The sequence below is a fragment of the Alteromonas sp. ABM1_013 genome, assembly GCF_056160505.1.
In genome coordinates this window covers 264,943-282,345 of record NZ_JBSWXH010000002.1, presented here as the reverse complement: position 1 = coordinate 282,345, position 17,403 = coordinate 264,943, and the positions used below count along the sequence as shown (strand labels likewise).

The window sequence follows — 17,403 nt, the reverse complement described above, 5'->3', positions numbered from 1 at the left end:
AACACACTGCCGAACATGGCACCTTTCGATTAACCTCCCATTTACAATAAAACACAAAATTATCACTTTCAACCCAAAATGGGTTTTATTTTTAAATTTTTGTGTAATAATTGCTAAATCAAAAACTCATACTGGGTATTAAGCAATGACAAATATAGATAAACGTGATGAGCAACTCATTGAAGAAGCAAAAGCAACGCTAATTAAGAACGACCTTGGAGGCTATACGGTGCCTACGCACGGGTTGTATCCTTTTCAGTGGAATTGGGACTCGGCTATAGTAGCGTTAGGCTGGCTTCCTTTTGACGAGCCTAGAGCTTGGGAAGAAACAACGTCATTACTCAGTGCACAATGGAAATCAGGGATGGTGCCTCATGTTGTTTTTCATAAACACTCTGATACCTATTTTCCTGGCCCGGACATTTGGGGTGTAAAAAACACGCCTGATAGTACATCTATAACGCAACCCCCTGTCCTAGCTACCGTAATCAAATTACTTTTTGAAGAAACTAAAGACCGTGAACTAGCAGAAGACCAAATTAAGGCGGTGGTTCCACAGCTTATTGATTACCACTTGTGGTGGTACAAACAACGAGATCCGGAAAATACTGGTTTAGTAGTAAGCTATCACCCCTGGGAATCAGGAATGGACAACAGCCCTGCGTGGGATGCTGCTTTAGAGGCAGTGCCCTGTGTTGACTGGGAATATACGCGTCGCGACACAAGTCATATCGATGCCTCTGAGCGTCCACACAAAAAAGAATATGATCGCTTTTTATACCTTGTCGACTTTTTCCGCAAGATGAATTTTGACGATACGTTGATTTATCAAGATTGCCCTTATCGCGTGAATGATGTCAGCATCATCTCTATCCTGCACCGCGCCACAAAAGACTTGCTCTCTATATGTGAAAAGATAGGTGTGAATAACGAACAAACGGCTTACCTTGAAAAACGACTCAACCTAACTGAAGGTGCAATTAACAAGCTTTGGTGCGCCGAAACTAACATGTTTCATAGTTTTGACACCCGAAGCAATTCAATGTGTAAAGCACGTACATCTGCCGGACTACTACCGTTTTTCGCAGGTCTTGTTGGCGAGCATCAAACTGACTTGCTAATTGATGAGTTAGATAAGTGGCTTAAGCATAGCGAATACGCTATTTCATCGACTCACCCCGAAGACCCTAACTACGAGCCTCAACGCTACTGGCGCGGGCCTATCTGGATTCATATAAATTGGATGATAGTGTTAGGCTTAGAAGACTATGGTTTCTCGCAACAGGCGCAGCGGATCACAGAAGGTAGTCGTGCTTGTATTTATACAAGTGGGTTTAACGAATCGTTCCATGCAGAAACTGGCGCGCGCAGTGGCGGAGCTGATTTTTCTTGGACTGCGGCTATGGCGCTGTACTGGCTTTTACCTAACACAGTGAAAAAAGGTTAAGGAGTTATATCATGCTTTCTCAACCCAATTTTTCGTCCAAAGAATTTTTAAATTTACACATAAAAAGCATACTGGCATTTTATGAGCCAAATGTTGACGCCCCATCGGGTGGTTTTCACCAAAACTTTATGGATGATGGCAGTGTTTATGACAAACAAACTCGCCATTTGGTGAGCTCAACCCGATTTGTATTTAATTATGCGAGAGCTTATTTAGCCTATGGCGATAGCGAACATAAGAAACGCGTCGAATCTGGCATTCAGTTTTTACGCGACCATCATTTGCAACAAGACACAAAGGGATATGCCTGGACGCTCTCTGTAGATGAAACGGAAAGCACGGTTACTGATGCTACCAACCATTGTTACGGTCTTGCATTTGTAATCTTAGCCTATAGCTGGGCACTTCGCGCTGGGGTAAAAGAGGCGGAGCAGTATATTCACGATACATTTTCTCTCATGGAAACGCACTTCTGGGATAGCGAATTCGGATTATACAAAGACGAATTTAATGCTGACTTTTCACAATGCAGTGACTACCGCGGGCAAAATGCAAACATGCATAGCTGCGAGGCGCTAATTGCGGCTTACGAGGCAACCCGTCATAAACCGTTTCTTGCACGCGCTTTAGAGCTCGCTAAAAACATCACTATTCGACAGGCGAATAAAGCTGATGGACGAATTTGGGAGCACTATACTAAGACGTGGGAAGTAGATTGGGATTACAACAAAAATGATCCTAAAAACCTATTTCGTCCTTGGGGTTTTCAACCTGGCCATCATACTGAGTGGGCAAAGCTATTACTACAAATTCATCAATATGATCCGCAAAACTGGCTAGTTGAACGAGCGTGTTCGTTGTTTGATTCCGTTATTGAAATAAGCTGGGACGACAAAAACGGTGGTTTATACTACGGGTTTGCTCCGGACAATAGTATTTGTGATGGTGAAAAATACTTTTGGGTACAAGCTGAATCATTTGCTTGTGCCGCTCGATTAGCGCTAGAAACGGATAACGAAAAGTACTGGCAGTGGTACAACCGAATTTGGGATTATTCTTGGACACACATGGTTGATCACCAATTCGGCGCTTGGTTTAGGATTTTATCGGTGAATAACGATAAGCTTGAAGCAACCAAAAGCCCCGTAGGTAAAACGGATTACCATACTATGGGCGCCTGCTACGACGTAATGGATGCATTAAGCTTTTACCAAAACTAACCGAAACAGAGCTATTAGAAGTGCCGCTTAACTTTGATGCGGCACTTCTTATTTCAATTTAAACTTTAACAACATAAACCCATTTACATCCAAGACCTTCTGGTAGACTCCACTTCAAACAAAACACTATCTGCTAGTTTATCGACGTATTCCTCTGGTAAAAACGGTACCGTCACCGCGCCTGAGGCCAGCACAAATTTTATCGTGGCAAGCTTTTTTCGTTTCATGAAAACGCTCTGTTTCACAATTACTTGCTGTGCTTTATAGGGCTCAAAACATTGATAGTCGACACCTATACGACCTCGTCTTATATACACATATTTGTTATCGTAAGCTATTCCCCATCGCCACCATCTAAGTGTCAGCAAAAGCGCAACAGAGATAAAAATAGTAACTGCGCCAATCATAATGTCTAAATGGGAAGTGACGGCTCCCAGTGTGAAAAAACCAAAAACTGGCAACGCCCATGCTGCAAGCAACCAAAAGCTTATAAAGCGTTTGCTGATAACCTGATAAGGCTGACCACGTAAATCGCAACCAGGCATAACCTCTTGGCTAAGTTCAAAGGCTTCATTTTCAGTGACCGATGGCACAATGAGTTTATTTGGCGACATCAATTCTTGCATTTGCTGCCCAGCCGTAGAGTTCTGCTCAAAATACAAATTCACCCGCTTTAGTATTTTATCCAGCCAGTCTTGCTTCGCTGTAATCATTTGAATACGCGATGCACGCATACTGACTTCCAGCTTATTCAGTAAGCCACTACGACGGATATATCTGTCTCCCGATCGTGAAAGCGTATAACCGTAAAACGTGAAAAGAGCGCCACCTACGCTAAGTAGCGCAACTAACGCCATTAGCATCATTAGTATGACGAAGGCATACAGTCCAAACTGCCACCAAGCGACTGTTTGTTCACCTACCAACTGATTAAGCTGTAAGCCCTTATCAGCCAACCACTCTGACACAACCCCAAACACATCGTCATAAAAAGGCGCTGCTGCACCCAGTATGATCCAAACTCGATTGTTAGTGATGCCGTGAATAATAATGTCTTTGACAGACCGACGATTTAATACTTCTTCACTTGTATGGGCGTTACTTGCAGCTTTATCACTCATGCTTTGTGTACGTGAAATCGAACTTCCGTCAGCCAATTCACTATCAGAAAGGTTTTCACCAGCTAGCTCATCTATATCGCCCACGTCATGATGCGCTTTTTCATACAGCACCTGCTTCTTCAGTGCTTCAGCATAGTCTTGAGGCACCGCCACTATTTTTGCTTCTTCTTTACCGCTTCCTGCGGTATCGAGCACCACTAACGCATACCCAAACGGGCGATAATAGAAAGGGCGTTCTATTTTAACGTTTTGAATACGCCACAAAGGCAAGTTGGTATAGCGGCGTTGAAACACGCCATGATGAATTTCGACATGTTGGTTGTGCACGCGAAACTTGTACATAAGAAAGCTTATTACGCCGCTACTACTAGTAGATAAAAACAGGATCCCGGCACCAATTAGCACTTCAGGAGACAGCAAGTTATCCCAAATATTAAACGATATGGCTAACGCGGGAATGGTGTAGATAAGTACTTGTGCCGAGGCGGAAAAATTACGAATGGTAAAGTACAGAATAGAAATAAGAGAAAGGCGCTGCCACTCATCACCCGTTTCTACCTTTAATGTCGGTGCTTGCACAGCAGCATCAGGTTTTATCTCTTGTGACAGATTATGTTCTGACGCTTCGTTTGAGGACGTTTCTGATACCGACATTAGCGAGCACCAATATCTTTGTGAGCAAGTATAAACTCTCGTAGCTGCTCTGCCCTTTCAATACTTAGCCCGGGTATTTCAAAGGTATGCATTTCACCGCCAGCCGAAAAAACTTGAAGAGAAGCAAGGCCCGCCCATCTATCGAACGGCCCGCGATTAACTTCAACGTGCTGAACACGCAATATAGGTTGGCACGAGAGTTTTCTGAAAATTAGCCCTGACTGTTTACTAATATCTTGCTCTCGAATCGCATAGAATATGCGGACATCAGCAAAGAAATGGTACAGCGCCCATACGGAGCCTAAAGCGACGATACCTGCGATAACATATGGATAAGCGTGTAGTAACCCTTCTGGTAGTGACCAAAAGCTTTGAAATCTTAGTGCGGTGGCAATACCTATTAGTACTAAAGCTATCAATCCAATTGAGAAAATATTTAGCGCTCGGTACTTTTTAGAAATAGGCAGTAACGCGAGCGTTTGAAGTGAGGGAATCTCGTCAACGCTTAACTGATCGTTTGAAAATACGGTTTCTTGTTGTGCGCTTATTGTCATCACATTAATTCCTTTTACCACTGAATAGATATAAAAGCCCTCCGCCTTTTTGAGAGCCGTCTAGCTAAGTAACAACGCTATTCTTAACGTCTACTCTACCGCTATTTTTATAACAAAAAAGAGGGCAAGCCCTCTTTTTAACATTACAAATCAAAGAGCGCGTTGCGCTGACTAGTCGTCAACCTGTTGTTCGTTTAACCAATCGTGCAGCGCCTTCATGTCGTGTTGAACCGCCATTTGAAGCTCTTCTACCCAATCGTGCACGTTCTCCCACCACGTTGGGTGATCACCTTGTTGGATTTGATTAGCGATACGTTGTACGCGAGCCAAGCCTACAGAGCCAGCTGCACCTTTAATTTTGTGAGCCTGTGAGCACACTTCGGACTTTTCATCGGCGCTTAAGCTAAGCTGCAGTATTTCCATGTATTCAGGCATTTTTTCTTGGAATACTTTAACGCTAGCGCGAACCATCTCATCCCCTATGGTATCAACTAACATCTGTAATAAGTCCATATCTAAAATGTTACTTAATGTTTTAGTTGGTTCAGGGCGCTCTACTTCGCCGTCTACTTCTAGCGGAGCTGGAGGTGCATGGAACAGCTCGTTGAACACCTCAATAACCCGAGACTTCTTGATTGGCTTTGCAATCACATCGTCCATACCGTTTTCTAAATATTCATCACGCTTTTTAATGACGTTAGCCGTCAGCGCCACAATAGGCGTCTGCATGACCAAGTCTTCTTCAATAATAGTGCTCGCCACATCGAACCCAGTCATATCAGGCAGCTGAATGTCGAGCAGGATAAGGTCGTATTGGTTCTCCCTTACCTTATCAATAGCTTCTTGGCCCGTCATTGCAACATCAACCTTTTGCCCAAGCTTCTCAAGCAAGGCTTTGGCAACCATCACGTTCAACTCAATATCTTCTACCAACAAGATATTAAGCCCCGTCACTTGAAGCTGTGCGACCTTCATTGGGCTGTTAGAGATTTGCACTGGCAGTACAATCTCAAAACGGGTGCCTTTACCCACGCTACTAGAAACGTGAATTTCACCTTTCATTAAATCGACCATTTGCTTACAAATAGCCAGACCGATACCCGTGCCTGTGGCTGACTGATGATCGGGGTGATCGACTTGGTAGTACATAGCAAAAATCTTATCGATTTCGCTTTCAGGAATACCCACGCCGGTATCTTCAATAATGAAGGTAACGTATGCCTTATCACCATCAGGTTTCGTTGATGATACTGATAAACTCACGTGCCCCTTTTGTGTGAACTTCACTGCGTTAAACAATATATTCCACAAAATTTGGCGAAGACGGGTACCGTCAATTTCCACTAAACGGGGTAACGGCTCATTAATCGTCGTTTTTAGTTCAAGCTGTTTATCTGCCGCTAGCAGTCGAATAATACTGCTTAATTCTTCTGTGAAATCTTTTAGCGAAATCGTTTTAAGGCTTAGCTCTAGTTTATCTCTGTCTAATTTGTCGAGATCAATAATATCGTTGAAGATATTACCTAATGTAATAGCACTAGCGTAAATAGTACTTACCCAGCTAAATTGCTCATCGCTTAGCTCGGTATCACGCAGCATGCGGCTTAGGCCTACAATACCGTTCAATGGGGTACGAAGTTCATGACTGATGGTCGCTATAAAGCGCGTCTTATCGGTGCTTGCTTTCGCCGCAGCGTTTTCGGCTTGTTTACGTTCCGTCATATCTCGACCGAAAGACAATAAACCTAAACGATTACCTTCTTTGTCGAAGAAAGGTACGCGCTTCATTTCAAAGTAGCGACGACGGCCGTCAGCGAAGCGAAGCCACAACTCTTCTGTGATACTTGCGTTGGTTTCTAATACTTCATGGTCGCTTGCTACAATTTGGCGGGCTAGCTCTTCTTCGTATACATCTTTTGGCGTCAACCCAAGCAACTCTTGCTCAGTTTTGCCCGTCATTAACTCGGCAATGCGGTTACAGCCTGCAAACCTGCCCTCCTCATTGCGGTAGTAAATTAAGTCAGGCGACGCATCAATGATAGAGCGCAATAGTGTGGACAAACGTCGCGCTTGAGCCTCTTGCTCAGATTTGTCTTGAATTTCTCTTTCTAAATCTTTGAACAGAGCTTCTCGCTCTTCCTGCGCCTGTTTACGCTGTTCAATTTCATGATTAAGCTGACGAATATTGCTCTGTAGTTCTCGGTTAAGAAATACGTCTTCTTCACGTAAGCTTTCTAATTGGCTAACAACTTCTTTTAAGTTGGTACGCGAATTCTCTAGCTGTTTTATTAGTTCACTGAAAAAGTAGAGTACCCAAGGCGCAGATAGCATCGTGAGAATGACTGCACTTATGAAATCGTCAGGTTGAACTTGGCTTCCCATACTCACGCGTATCACGTAAGAACCGCCTAGCGTGAACACCAGCGAAAGAACAACAAACAAAATGCTGAGCTTTAGAGTGCCAAAACGCTGAACAAATTGAGCAAAGCGGATTGCCCAAGAATCGTTTGGTGAATCTGAATGCATGTACGTCTAATCTAATCTTATTTTGCCTGTATCCTATCAGGCTTTAATCACTTCGGGAATGCGGTTTGTTGTAACAAAGCGATGACACCACTTCACGATCACGATTTAAACGGCGACTTTTCCGTAACTTCGTGAATAAACGAGGTGTTTACCCATCCGACTTTAGTAAAAGATACTTTCGCCCAATCGCCCTGCCTCTCTAGTACTTTTAATATTTCTCCTTTATTTAAACCATTATCAATAATGGGAAATGAAGTGCCAGGCCCTTTTCTAACATTAAGCGCATTTGCACTCACATTCGCAATTTTCTTTATGGGGCTAGTTATGTCACGTCGGAATTGGTCGTGGGCTTCTCGCTGTGAATTGGTGTTATTTGAATCAGTTTCCCAAACGTTACTGTCGGGATGTAATGCGAGTTCTTTAAATTTTTGTAAGGGAAAGGCGGGGCCGGGATCTACTTTACGCGAGGGCGCAATCTCTTCATGCCCTACAATGGTAGAAATTTGGTAGTGCTCACACAGTGCTTTACACAAGGTAAGGGTTCGCGAAATTTGAATATCAGAATACTTATGCCAATAGCCAGTGGCATGCTGGTTTTTCTTTTTAGCTTCGAATACTTCGTTTTTTTCAAACACTTTACCGAACCAACTCTCATAAGTGCCGTCACTTCTTTCTTTAAGTTGGCCTGCATTATCTAGTTCAATACCTATTGAATATTGGTTTAATCCGCTACGCCCTTCGAAATGGCTTTCCCCTGCATGCCATGCAATCTTATTGGTTGGCAGCATTTGTACTATATTGCCACTGCGTCCCACGGCAAAGTGAGCAGACACGCCACTACCTGGCCTGGTTAATACATTAACTGACGACGCTAGGCTACTGCCTGCGGTGAAGTGTATGACGATAGTGTCAGGAAAGCCCTGCTCAAAAAGCCCTGAGGTATTGGGAGAAGGCGTAAAACTTACGTCTTTGCCTGTTATTATATGGTCGTTAATAATAAAGGTGCTGTTGGGGCTTGTCTGTAATGCAGTCATTCGATAGTCCTCACTGACTTGGTAGCATGAGCTTTCAGTGAATTTTTATTCTCTAACTAACGCTAATGCGTTCGTGGAAATTACACGAATGTCCTATCAAGTGAGACACAACCTTACATACGAATAATTTTTAACCAATATAGCAAACTACTTATATGAGTGGAACCGTAACTTTACGATTTAATAAAAATACAAACAAAAGGCATTTGACAACATAAAACGACAACATGAGAGCATAATTATTCACTTTAAAAAAGCGAATGAGAACCAATACCATTTACACAACTAAAATTTATCATTTTTATCCGCTGATAACATTTTTGTTACAAACCTGAAAGTTCAACTGCAAACCTATGATTTAAATACATTTATTTATATTTATACCAATTCTCTATAAACCTCGAATTTTTAGCGTTTGATTTTATTTTTCAATGTGGGTATTTTGTACGGCCCGCACAGCAATAATGCATAAACATGCGGAAAAGACTGGAATCCTCTAATAATAAATAACGACAAGAAAGGCGCATGCCGCGAGCAATACCGCTCGCAGGTTTAAAAGACGTCTAATAATGTTGTGATACGCAAACCTAGGCGCATCTACACGCAACGCATACCTTGCCCAGTCAAAAGGTTGAAGGAGTTAAGAGATGAGTTTATATAATCCCAATGATTCCCGGGACAACTGTGGGTTTGGCTTAATTGCTCACACTCATGGGGAAGCCAGTCACGAATTGGTAACTACTGCTATACACGGTCTTGACCGTATGCAGCATCGTGGCGGTATCGCCGCCGACGGGAAAACCGGTGACGGCTGTGGTTTATTACTACAGAAACCGGATGCGTTCTTCCATGCAATCGCCGAAGAAAATGGCTGGAAACTCAGCAAAAAATACGGCGTGGGCATGATTTTCTTGAGTCAGGACCCGGTACTTGCGCAAACTGCGCGTGAAGTACTTAATGAAGAACTTGAAAAAGAAACACTTTCAGTAGTGGGATGGCGCGAAGTGCCTGTCGACCGCTCAGTACTGGGTGAATTAGCGCTGACCGGCGTTCCACAGATCGAACAGGTTTTTGTGAACGCTCCTGCGGGCTGGAGAAAACGCGACCTAGAGCGTCGTTTGTATATGATCCGTCGCCGCGCTGAAAAACGTCTTGAAAAAGATCCCGATTTTTACGTAGCTTGTTTATCAGGCTTGGTAACTATCTATAAAGGCTTGGTAATGCCAAAAGATTTACCCGCCTTTTATCACGATCTTGCCGATGAGCGTATGCAAAGCGCGATCTGCGTTTTCCACCAACGCTTTTCAACGAATACACTACCACGCTGGCCGCTAGCCCAACCTTTCCGTTTCCTTGCGCATAATGGTGAAATTAACACTATTAAAGGTAACCGCGATTGGGCGATGGCTCGTGCTGCTAAGTTTTCAACGCCGCTTATCCCCGACCTTAAAGATGCCGCACCTTTTGTAAATACTGAAGGTTCAGACTCATCGTCACTGGATAACATGCTGGAACTATTCCTCGCCGGTGGTATGGATTTATTCCGCGCCATGCGCTTGCTTGTTCCACCTGCATATCAAAATAACAAAACCATGGATGATGACCTTCGTGCATTCTACGAGTTTAACTCGATGCACATGGAACCATGGGATGGCCCTGCCGGCATCGTATTAACGAATGGCCGTCATGTTGCCTGTAATCTAGATAGAAATGGCCTGCGCCCAGCACGTTACGTTATCACCAAAAACGGATTTATTACTCTTGCTTCAGAAGTGGGTATTTGGGACTACGAGCAAGCTGACGTTATCGAGAAAGGCCGTGTAGGTCCTGGTGAAATGCTTGCTGTAGATACTTACACAGGCAAAATCTGGCGTTCTACAGAAATTGATGACGACTTAAAAGCGCGTCATCCATATAAAGAGTGGCTAGAAAAACACATTCGTCGCTTGACCCCTATCGAGCAGCTTGATGCCTCTCTAATTGGCAAACGCGTGTTTGACGATGATGCCATGGCGGTATATCACAAGCTACACGCCTACAGCTACGAAGAAATTCAGCAAGTGGTTAAAGTGCTTGCAAAAGACGGTCAAGAAGCCGTTGGTTCAATGGGTGACGACACCCCAATGGCGGTTATGTCATCGCGCCAGCGTACTGTTTACGATTACTTCCGTCAGCAATTTGCACAGGTTACTAACCCGCCTATCGACCCGCTACGTGAAAACCACGTTATGTCGTTAGCAACCTGTATTGGCCGCGAGCAAAACGTCTTTAGCGAAACCTCAGGGTACGCTGACCGCGTGTTGTTCGACTCGCCTGTATTAATGTATACCGATCTTAAGCAGCTGCGTGAATTTAACCCTGACAACTACTATTCAGAGGTTGTAGAGCTTCAATACGCACCGCAAGAAGGTTTAAAGAAAGCCATCGAGCGCGTGTGTAACGAAGTAGAAATGCTGGTTAAGAACAAGCGAGCTGCGTTTGTTATTCTGTCTGACAGAAACATTAAGCAAAACCGTTTGGTTATTCCAGCAGCAATGGCGGTAGGTGCGGTACAGCGCCGTCTTGTTGAAAAGTCATTGCGCTGTGACGCGAACGTTGTTGTTGAAACAGCAAGTGCCCGCGACCCGCATCACTTTGCCGTGTTGATTGGTTTAGGTGCTACTGCGGTTTACCCATTCCTAGCATACGAAACCATTGAGCAGCTTTGCGAAAAAGGTGAGCTGGATATTTCTCCTATGCAGGCCACGTTGAACTACCGTAAGGGTATCAACAAAGGCTTGTATAAGATTATGTCTAAGATGGGTATTAGCACCGTTGCTAGCTACCGTAGCTCTAAGCTATTTGAAGCGGTGGGCGTAAACAATGAAGTAATGAACCTTTGCTTTAAAGGTGTGACTTCACGCATTCAAGGTGCGGGCTTTGATGATTTCCATCAAGACCTTGTGAACCTTAACCGTATTGCATGGCTTAAGCGTAAGTCTGTCGATCACGGCGGCTTGCTTAAATACGTTCACGGTGGCGAATATCACGCCTATAACCCAGACGTAGTGAGTACGCTTCAAAAGGCGGTGGTGTCAGGTAACTACGATGACTATCAGCAATATGCCAAGCTTGTTAACGACCGTGCGCCAGCGCACATTCGCGACTTGCTAGCTATTAACCCTGATTGCGACCCTATTGATGTTAGCGAAGTAGAAGCAGCGGAGAACTTATTCCCGCGCTTTGATACCGCAGCCATGTCAATTGGTGCACTAAGCCCTGAAGCGCACGAAGCGCTAGCGATTGCCATGAACCGCTTAGGCGGTCAGTCTAACTCAGGTGAAGGCGGCGAACACCCTTCTCGTTTTGGTACTGAAAAGAACTCCAAAATTAAGCAGGTTGCGTCAGGTCGCTTCGGTGTAACACCTCACTATTTGGTAAACGCTAACGTTATTCAGATAAAAGTAGCGCAAGGTGCTAAACCAGGTGAAGGTGGTCAGCTTCCTGGTGATAAAGTAAATAAGTACATCGCACAGCTTCGTTTCTCTGTGCCAGGTGTAACCCTTATTTCACCACCACCGCACCACGATATCTATTCAATTGAAGATTTGGCTCAGCTAATTTTCGATTTGAAACAGGTTAATCCAACGGCTCTTATATCGGTTAAGCTGGTATCTGAGCCGGGTGTAGGCACCATTGCAACAGGTGTAGCAAAAGCTTATGCCGACCTTATTACCGTGTCAGGCTACGACGGCGGTACAGGGGCAAGCCCATTAACGTCTGTTAAGTATGCAGGTAGTCCGTTCGAATTGGGCTTGTCTGAAACGCAACAAGCCCTAATTGAAAACGGCTTGCGTCATAAAGTACGCGTTCAAACCGACGGTGGTTTGAAAACCGGTCTTGACGTAGTTAAGGCAGGTATTTTAGGTGCGGAAAGCTTTGGTTTCGGTACGGGCCCAATGGTAGCGCTTGGTTGTAAATACTTACGAATTTGCCACTTAAACAACTGTGCGACCGGTGTAGCAACGCAGGATCAAAAGCTGCGTGACGATCACTTTATCGGCTTACCTGACATGGTGATGAACTACTTTAAATTTATCGCTCAGGAAGTACGTGAGATCATGGCGTCTATGGGTGTGGCTAAGTTCGACGACTTAGTTGGCCGCACAGAGCTACTTAAAGTGCTAGACGGCATTACTGCTAAACAAAATCGCTTGGACCTGTCGCCACTACTTGCGCAGCCTAAAGCGGGCGACCACACTCGCCTATTTTGTTCGCAAACCACTAACGCGCCTATCGATAAAGGCGAGTTAAATGCTCAGATGCTTAAAGATGCTCAGCAAGCTGTGGTAGATGGTGAGTCAATTACCCTCAAATACCCAGTACGCAATACAGACCGCTCTGTAGGCGCTCTGCTATCAGGTGAAATTGCTAAACATCACGGTAATCACGACTTTGAAGATACACCTATAAAGGTTGAACTTACCGGTACAGCGGGCCAGAGCTTTGGCGTATGGAACGCTGGCGGCCTACATATGCACCTTGAAGGCGATGCCAACGATTACGTAGGTAAAGGGATGACTGGCGGTAAGCTTGTTATCCACCCGCCGCGCGATATCTCGTATGACGCCCACGACAGCGCCATCATGGGTAACACATGCCTTTACGGCGCAACAGGCGGTAAATTGCTTGCTGCTGGCCGCGCTGGTGAGCGTTTTGGGGTACGTAACTCAGGTGCTATTGCAGTAGTGGAAGGCATTGGCGACAACGGCTGTGAATACATGACAGGCGGTATTATTGCCGTACTTGGTCCGGTTGGCGTGAACTTCGGCGCAGGTATGACAGGTGGTTTTGCTTATCTTATGGATGATGGCGACGACCTTGATAACCGTGTAAACGCCGAGCTTGTTGATGTTATGCCTATTGAAGACAAAGCGATTCTTGCTGAGCACTTACGAGGCTTAATTAATCAGCATTACGAAGAAACAGGAAGCGAGCACTCGTTGTCACTGCTTACTGATTTCGCCGCAACGCTGAAACGCTTTAAGCTTATTAAGCCAAAAACCAGTGATGTGAAAAACTTGCTTGGTCACATTAGTCGTTCAAGTGCTGAATTACGCATTCAGGCTCAGTAGGAGGATTTAGTTTATGGCAAAGAACGTATATCAATTTGTCGATGTTGAACGTATCGATCCGCCTAAAAAGCCGATCATGGTACGTAAGCAAGAGTTCGCGGAAATTTATCAGCCGCTAAGCCAATCTCAAACCGAAGGCCAAGCAGATCGCTGCTTGGACTGCGGTAACCCATACTGTGAATGGAAGTGCCCTGTGCACAACTACATTCCCCAATGGTTAAGCTTGGCAAATGAAGGGCGTATTCTAGAAGCGGCAGAACTTTCTCATAAAACCAACAGCTTGCCGGAAGTATGTGGTCGCGTATGCCCGCAGGACAGACTTTGCGAAGGTGCGTGTACGCTGAATGACGATTTTGGTGCTGTTACCATCGGTAGTATTGAAAAATACATTACCGATACGGCATTCAAAATGGGCTGGCGCCCAGATATGTCTGACGTGGTATGGACCGACAAGAAAGTGGCAATTGTAGGTGCAGGTCCTGCGGGTCTTGCATGTGCTGATATTCTAGTTCGCAACGGCGTTAAACCTGTTGTTTACGATAAATACGAAGAAATTGGTGGCCTGTTAACGTTTGGGATCCCGTCTTTCAAGCTAGAGAAAGATGTTATCAAGTTACGCCGCCAAATCTTTACCGAAATGGGTGTTGAGTTTGTACTTAACACCGAAATTGGTAAAGACATCCAGTTTCAGGATTTGCTTGATAAATACGATGCAGTATTTCTGGGCATGGGTACGTACAAGTCGATGCAAGGTGGTTTCGATAACGAACACGTTGAAGGCGTCTATGATGCACTTCCTTTCCTTATCGCTAACACCAACCGCGTAATGGGACTTGAAAAAGACCCTGCTGATTTTGTTGACATGAAAGGCAAGCGTGTTGTTGTGCTCGGTGGTGGTGATACCACTATGGACTGTGTTCGCACCTCTATTCGTCAAGACGCTGCGCAAGTAACCTGTGCGTATCGTCGTGACGAAGAAAGTATGCCTGGTTCACGCCGCGAAGTGGTTAACGCTAAAGAAGAAGGCGTTGAGTTTAAATTCAACCTACAGCCTCTTGATATAGCCGTTGATGAAAACGGAAAAGCCTGTGGCGTTAAGTTCGTGAAAACTGAAATGGGGCCGCCTGATGTAAATGGTCGCCGCCGCCCTGTTGAAGTAGAAGGTTCTGAACACGTACTTGAAGCAGATGCTGTTATCATCGCATTTGGTTTCCAACCAAGTCCTGCGCCATGGTTTGCCGATTTCGGCATTATGCTTGATGAGAAAGGTCGCGTACGCGCGCCTTCTGCGGGTAAGTTTGCTTTCCAAACTTCACACCCACAAGTTTTTGCTGGTGGTGATATGGTGCGTGGTAGTGACCTGGTTGTTACCGCTATCGACGAAGGCCGTAAGGCTGCAGAAGGTATCATGGATTATATTGGCGTTTAACCTTCGCGAATATTCCTTGTCATTAAAAGCTCGATAGCCTCGCTATCGAGCTTTTTTGTTTTACACGCAACAGAAGATACGAAAAGCTCTACTTACATACCTTAATAGACCAAGGTTTAGTTGAAGCAAAAGCGCAACGCCTCTAGTATCGTAACAAGGAATTAAGAATATCGCCCACTGGATGAAGAACCTACCTATGAAGCACGTAAACACTAAGAAGCTTTTATTTTGTTTAGCATTAGCCTCAGGAAGTGCCTGTTTTGCAGACACTCTTTCAGTAGATTCTTCGTCGAACGCCCAAGTTAATGAGCAAAAAGTTAACCAGGGTGCGATGCCGTCTTTAAGCCAACCTTCTATTGTGTCGTGCCCCGCCGAGTTTCAGCAGGTGAAAATATCTAATGATGCAAGACAGTGCCAAGCCTTCGAAAAAGACACGTCGGCAGTTATGGTTTATCACTCACCACGCTCCCCAAGTGAGATACTTAGCGAATACCAAGGCGCTCACCCACTACTTAAGCCCCATCTAGCTATTAGAGGCCGTACATTATTGTCCTCTCAAGATAATGCCGTAAGGGTAGTTATAAGCCCTGACAATGCCGGTTCTCAGGTTGATATTCTAGTCACCTCAAAAAATCAATAAATACATCGTAGAAATCTGCCAACAAAGCTAATGTTGGCACCCGCCTTGCAATTTCATCAATAACTACTTCATGACAGCAATAAGCGTCATTTTTATGACGCCTATGCCGTAAACGAAGCTCATGCCGCTAAGCTATATACACTGGGCCAGGCTGACCTTCAGTTACTCATGTCATGACTTTTTCTATTGATATTTGCGAGGGTTACGATGGAATTGGCAATTATTTTAATGATGTTACTTATAGTCGTTGCACTAGGTGCCATAAAGTTGTCAGACGGTGGAGTAGCATTTCCATTTAGGCGGAAAGCACAACTGTTCACTCCGGTAGAGCATACTTTTTTAAACCTTATTGAACAGGCCATGGGTCGAGAGTTTAGAATAGTGTGCCGCGTACGTCTTAATGACCTTGTATCAGTACGTCAATCAACCAACAAGAAGACAGCAAGCCAAGCGCTTAGCAGAGCATCTAGCAGACAACTCGACTTTGTACTGGTCGATAAACAAGATATGAGCCCTGTTATGGCTATCGATTTGGTTCACAGCCAAGGGAAAGAAGGCTATAAAACGCAAAAAGATTGGTTTGTAACGGGCGCTTTAGATGCAGCAGGCCTTCCGCACGCAAGGATTAAAGTTAAATCTGGCTACACGGTTGACGATATTCGCGAGTGCTTGGAAAACAAACTGATCCCTTATCGCCGTCTACAAAATAAAATGGCACAGCTACCTACGCACAACCCAGAACCACCCAAGCGCCCTACCCGTCCTGTGCGTTCAAGCAGACCAGCTGCCGCCTGAAACGGTTAATCAGAGCTTCCCCTAGCCTTTGTTACTTTGCTGTTTTCTTACTCTCAAATAGCGGTAACAAAGGCATTTTTCTGTCAGTTTCTCTATTTTCCTTATACAATTAGTGCATTCAATAGCGTGTTCACGCTTTTAACTCTCTTAACACCCTCGGTAATGTTATGAAAAAAATTGGTATTTTAGGTGCAATGGATGAAGAAGTTGCGCTACTTAAAGCATCGCTTTGGAACGTAAAAGAAACACAGTGGAAACACCTTACATTCTATGAAGGCACACTCAACGACATTGAAGTGGTGTTGGTTAAATGCGGCATTGGTAAAGTAGCAGCCGCTATCGCTACCACTGTATTGATTGAGCAGTACGCTCCTGATGCAGTTGTTAATACAGGTTCTGCAGGTGGTTTCGACAAGAACCTGAATATTGGTGACTTAGTGATAGCAAGTCACGTTATTCACCACGACGCCGATTTAACCCATTTTGGTTACAAGCTGGGTCAATGTGCAGGTATGCCTGAAGATTTTCGCTGTGATACCGCATTGATGGAAACAGCACGTAGTGCAGCTGCAGAAATTACTTCATTACAATCGACAACGGGCTTGATTTGCACTGGTGATGCATTTATCGGGAGCGATGAAGCGGTGGCGGAATTGCGTGAAAACTTTCCTGATATGAAAGCGGTGGAAATGGAAGGAGCAGCTATCGGTCAAACCTGCCATATGCTAGATACACCGTTTCTTGTGATTCGCTCGTTATCAGATATTGCTGGTAAAACTTCATCAGTGAGCTTTAAAGAATATTTAGACACTGCTGCTAAGCATTCTGCACAGCTAGTTATGGCAATGATCAAGGCCCTCGCAAAATAA

The 17,403-nt window shown here is 44.6% G+C and carries 11 protein-coding genes; 7 read left to right on the top strand and 4 right to left on the bottom strand.

Features of this window, described 5'->3' with window-relative positions:
- Positions 1-145: 145 nt before the first annotated feature.
- The gene (locus tag ACXAGK_RS05890) at positions 146-1,447 is read left to right on the top strand and encodes an MGH1-like glycoside hydrolase domain-containing protein (RefSeq protein WP_474854825.1); all 1,302 of its coding nucleotides are present in this window, start codon (positions 146-148) and stop codon (positions 1,445-1,447) included.
- 11 nt (positions 1,448-1,458) lie between these two features.
- Positions 1,459-2,667, top strand: a complete 1,209-nt coding sequence (locus tag ACXAGK_RS05885) for an AGE family epimerase/isomerase (RefSeq protein ID WP_474854823.1) — start codon at positions 1,459-1,461, stop codon at positions 2,665-2,667.
- Between the two features lie 83 nt (positions 2,668-2,750).
- Here the strand turns inward: ACXAGK_RS05885 and ACXAGK_RS05880 are convergent, their stop codons facing one another.
- The 4 genes from ACXAGK_RS05880 to ACXAGK_RS05865 form a co-directional block, all read right to left on the bottom strand.
- Positions 2,751-4,442, bottom strand: a complete 1,692-nt coding sequence (locus tag ACXAGK_RS05880) for a PH domain-containing protein (RefSeq protein ID WP_474854821.1) — start codon at positions 4,440-4,442, stop codon at positions 2,751-2,753.
- Positions 4,442-4,996 carry a PH domain-containing protein gene (locus tag ACXAGK_RS05875; RefSeq protein ID WP_474855585.1) on the bottom strand — a complete coding sequence of 185 codons (555 nt, stop codon included), beginning with the start codon at positions 4,994-4,996 and terminating at the stop codon, positions 4,442-4,444. The genes ACXAGK_RS05880 and ACXAGK_RS05875 overlap by 1 nt, the downstream gene beginning before the upstream one ends.
- A gap of 171 nt (positions 4,997-5,167) precedes the next feature.
- Positions 5,168-7,522 carry an aerobic respiration two-component sensor histidine kinase ArcB gene (arcB, locus tag ACXAGK_RS05870; protein ID WP_474805257.1) on the bottom strand — a complete coding sequence of 785 codons (2,355 nt, stop codon included), beginning with the start codon at positions 7,520-7,522 and terminating at the stop codon, positions 5,168-5,170.
- A gap of 98 nt (positions 7,523-7,620) precedes the next feature.
- Positions 7,621-8,556 carry an N-acetylmuramoyl-L-alanine amidase gene (locus tag ACXAGK_RS05865; RefSeq protein WP_474854819.1) on the bottom strand — a complete coding sequence of 312 codons (936 nt, stop codon included), beginning with the start codon at positions 8,554-8,556 and terminating at the stop codon, positions 7,621-7,623.
- A gap of 647 nt (positions 8,557-9,203) precedes the next feature.
- Between ACXAGK_RS05865 and gltB the strand changes: the two genes are divergently transcribed.
- The 5 genes from gltB to ACXAGK_RS05840 all read left to right on the top strand — a co-directional run bounded on the left by gltB (position 9,204) and on the right by ACXAGK_RS05840 (position 17,403).
- Complete coding sequence (gltB, locus tag ACXAGK_RS05860; RefSeq protein WP_474854817.1) at positions 9,204-13,670, top strand: glutamate synthase large subunit; 4,467 nt, start codon at positions 9,204-9,206, stop codon at positions 13,668-13,670.
- Positions 13,671-13,683: 13 nt separating this feature from the next.
- Positions 13,684-15,099, top strand: a complete 1,416-nt coding sequence (locus tag ACXAGK_RS05855) for an FAD-dependent oxidoreductase (protein WP_474805255.1) — start codon at positions 13,684-13,686, stop codon at positions 15,097-15,099.
- A gap of 196 nt (positions 15,100-15,295) precedes the next feature.
- A complete protein-coding gene (locus tag ACXAGK_RS05850) occupies positions 15,296-15,739 on the top strand; it encodes a hypothetical protein (RefSeq protein WP_474854815.1) in 444 nt (147 codons plus the stop codon).
- A gap of 207 nt (positions 15,740-15,946) precedes the next feature.
- Positions 15,947-16,534 (top strand): DUF2726 domain-containing protein, encoded by a 588-nt coding sequence (locus tag ACXAGK_RS05845; protein ID WP_269916726.1) that lies wholly within the window; start codon positions 15,947-15,949, stop codon positions 16,532-16,534.
- A gap of 167 nt (positions 16,535-16,701) precedes the next feature.
- Positions 16,702-17,403 carry a 5'-methylthioadenosine/adenosylhomocysteine nucleosidase gene (locus ACXAGK_RS05840; protein ID WP_474805252.1) on the top strand — a complete coding sequence of 234 codons (702 nt, stop codon included), beginning with the start codon at positions 16,702-16,704 and terminating at the stop codon, positions 17,401-17,403.

Bases quoted from the DNA above. Each gene is read 5' to 3' on its own strand.
- ACXAGK_RS05840 (WP_474805252.1), top strand. From the start codon at position 16,702: ATGAAAAAAATTGGTATTTTAGGTGCAATGGATGAAGAAGTTGCGCTA.
- ACXAGK_RS05865 (WP_474854819.1), bottom strand. From the start codon at position 8,556: ATGACTGCATTACAGACAAGCCCCAACAGCACCTTTATTATTAACGAC.
- ACXAGK_RS05890 (WP_474854825.1), top strand. From the start codon at position 146: ATGACAAATATAGATAAACGTGATGAGCAACTCATTGAAGAAGCAAAA.
- ACXAGK_RS05885 (WP_474854823.1), top strand. From the start codon at position 1,459: ATGCTTTCTCAACCCAATTTTTCGTCCAAAGAATTTTTAAATTTACAC.
- ACXAGK_RS05850 (WP_474854815.1), top strand. From the start codon at position 15,296: ATGAAGCACGTAAACACTAAGAAGCTTTTATTTTGTTTAGCATTAGCC.
- gltB (WP_474854817.1), top strand. From the start codon at position 9,204: ATGAGTTTATATAATCCCAATGATTCCCGGGACAACTGTGGGTTTGGC.
- arcB (WP_474805257.1), bottom strand. From the start codon at position 7,522: ATGCATTCAGATTCACCAAACGATTCTTGGGCAATCCGCTTTGCTCAA.
- ACXAGK_RS05855 (WP_474805255.1), top strand. From the start codon at position 13,684: ATGGCAAAGAACGTATATCAATTTGTCGATGTTGAACGTATCGATCCG.
- ACXAGK_RS05845 (WP_269916726.1), top strand. From the start codon at position 15,947: ATGGAATTGGCAATTATTTTAATGATGTTACTTATAGTCGTTGCACTA.
- ACXAGK_RS05875 (WP_474855585.1), bottom strand. From the start codon at position 4,996: ATGACAATAAGCGCACAACAAGAAACCGTATTTTCAAACGATCAGTTA.
- ACXAGK_RS05880 (WP_474854821.1), bottom strand. From the start codon at position 4,442: ATGTCGGTATCAGAAACGTCCTCAAACGAAGCGTCAGAACATAATCTG.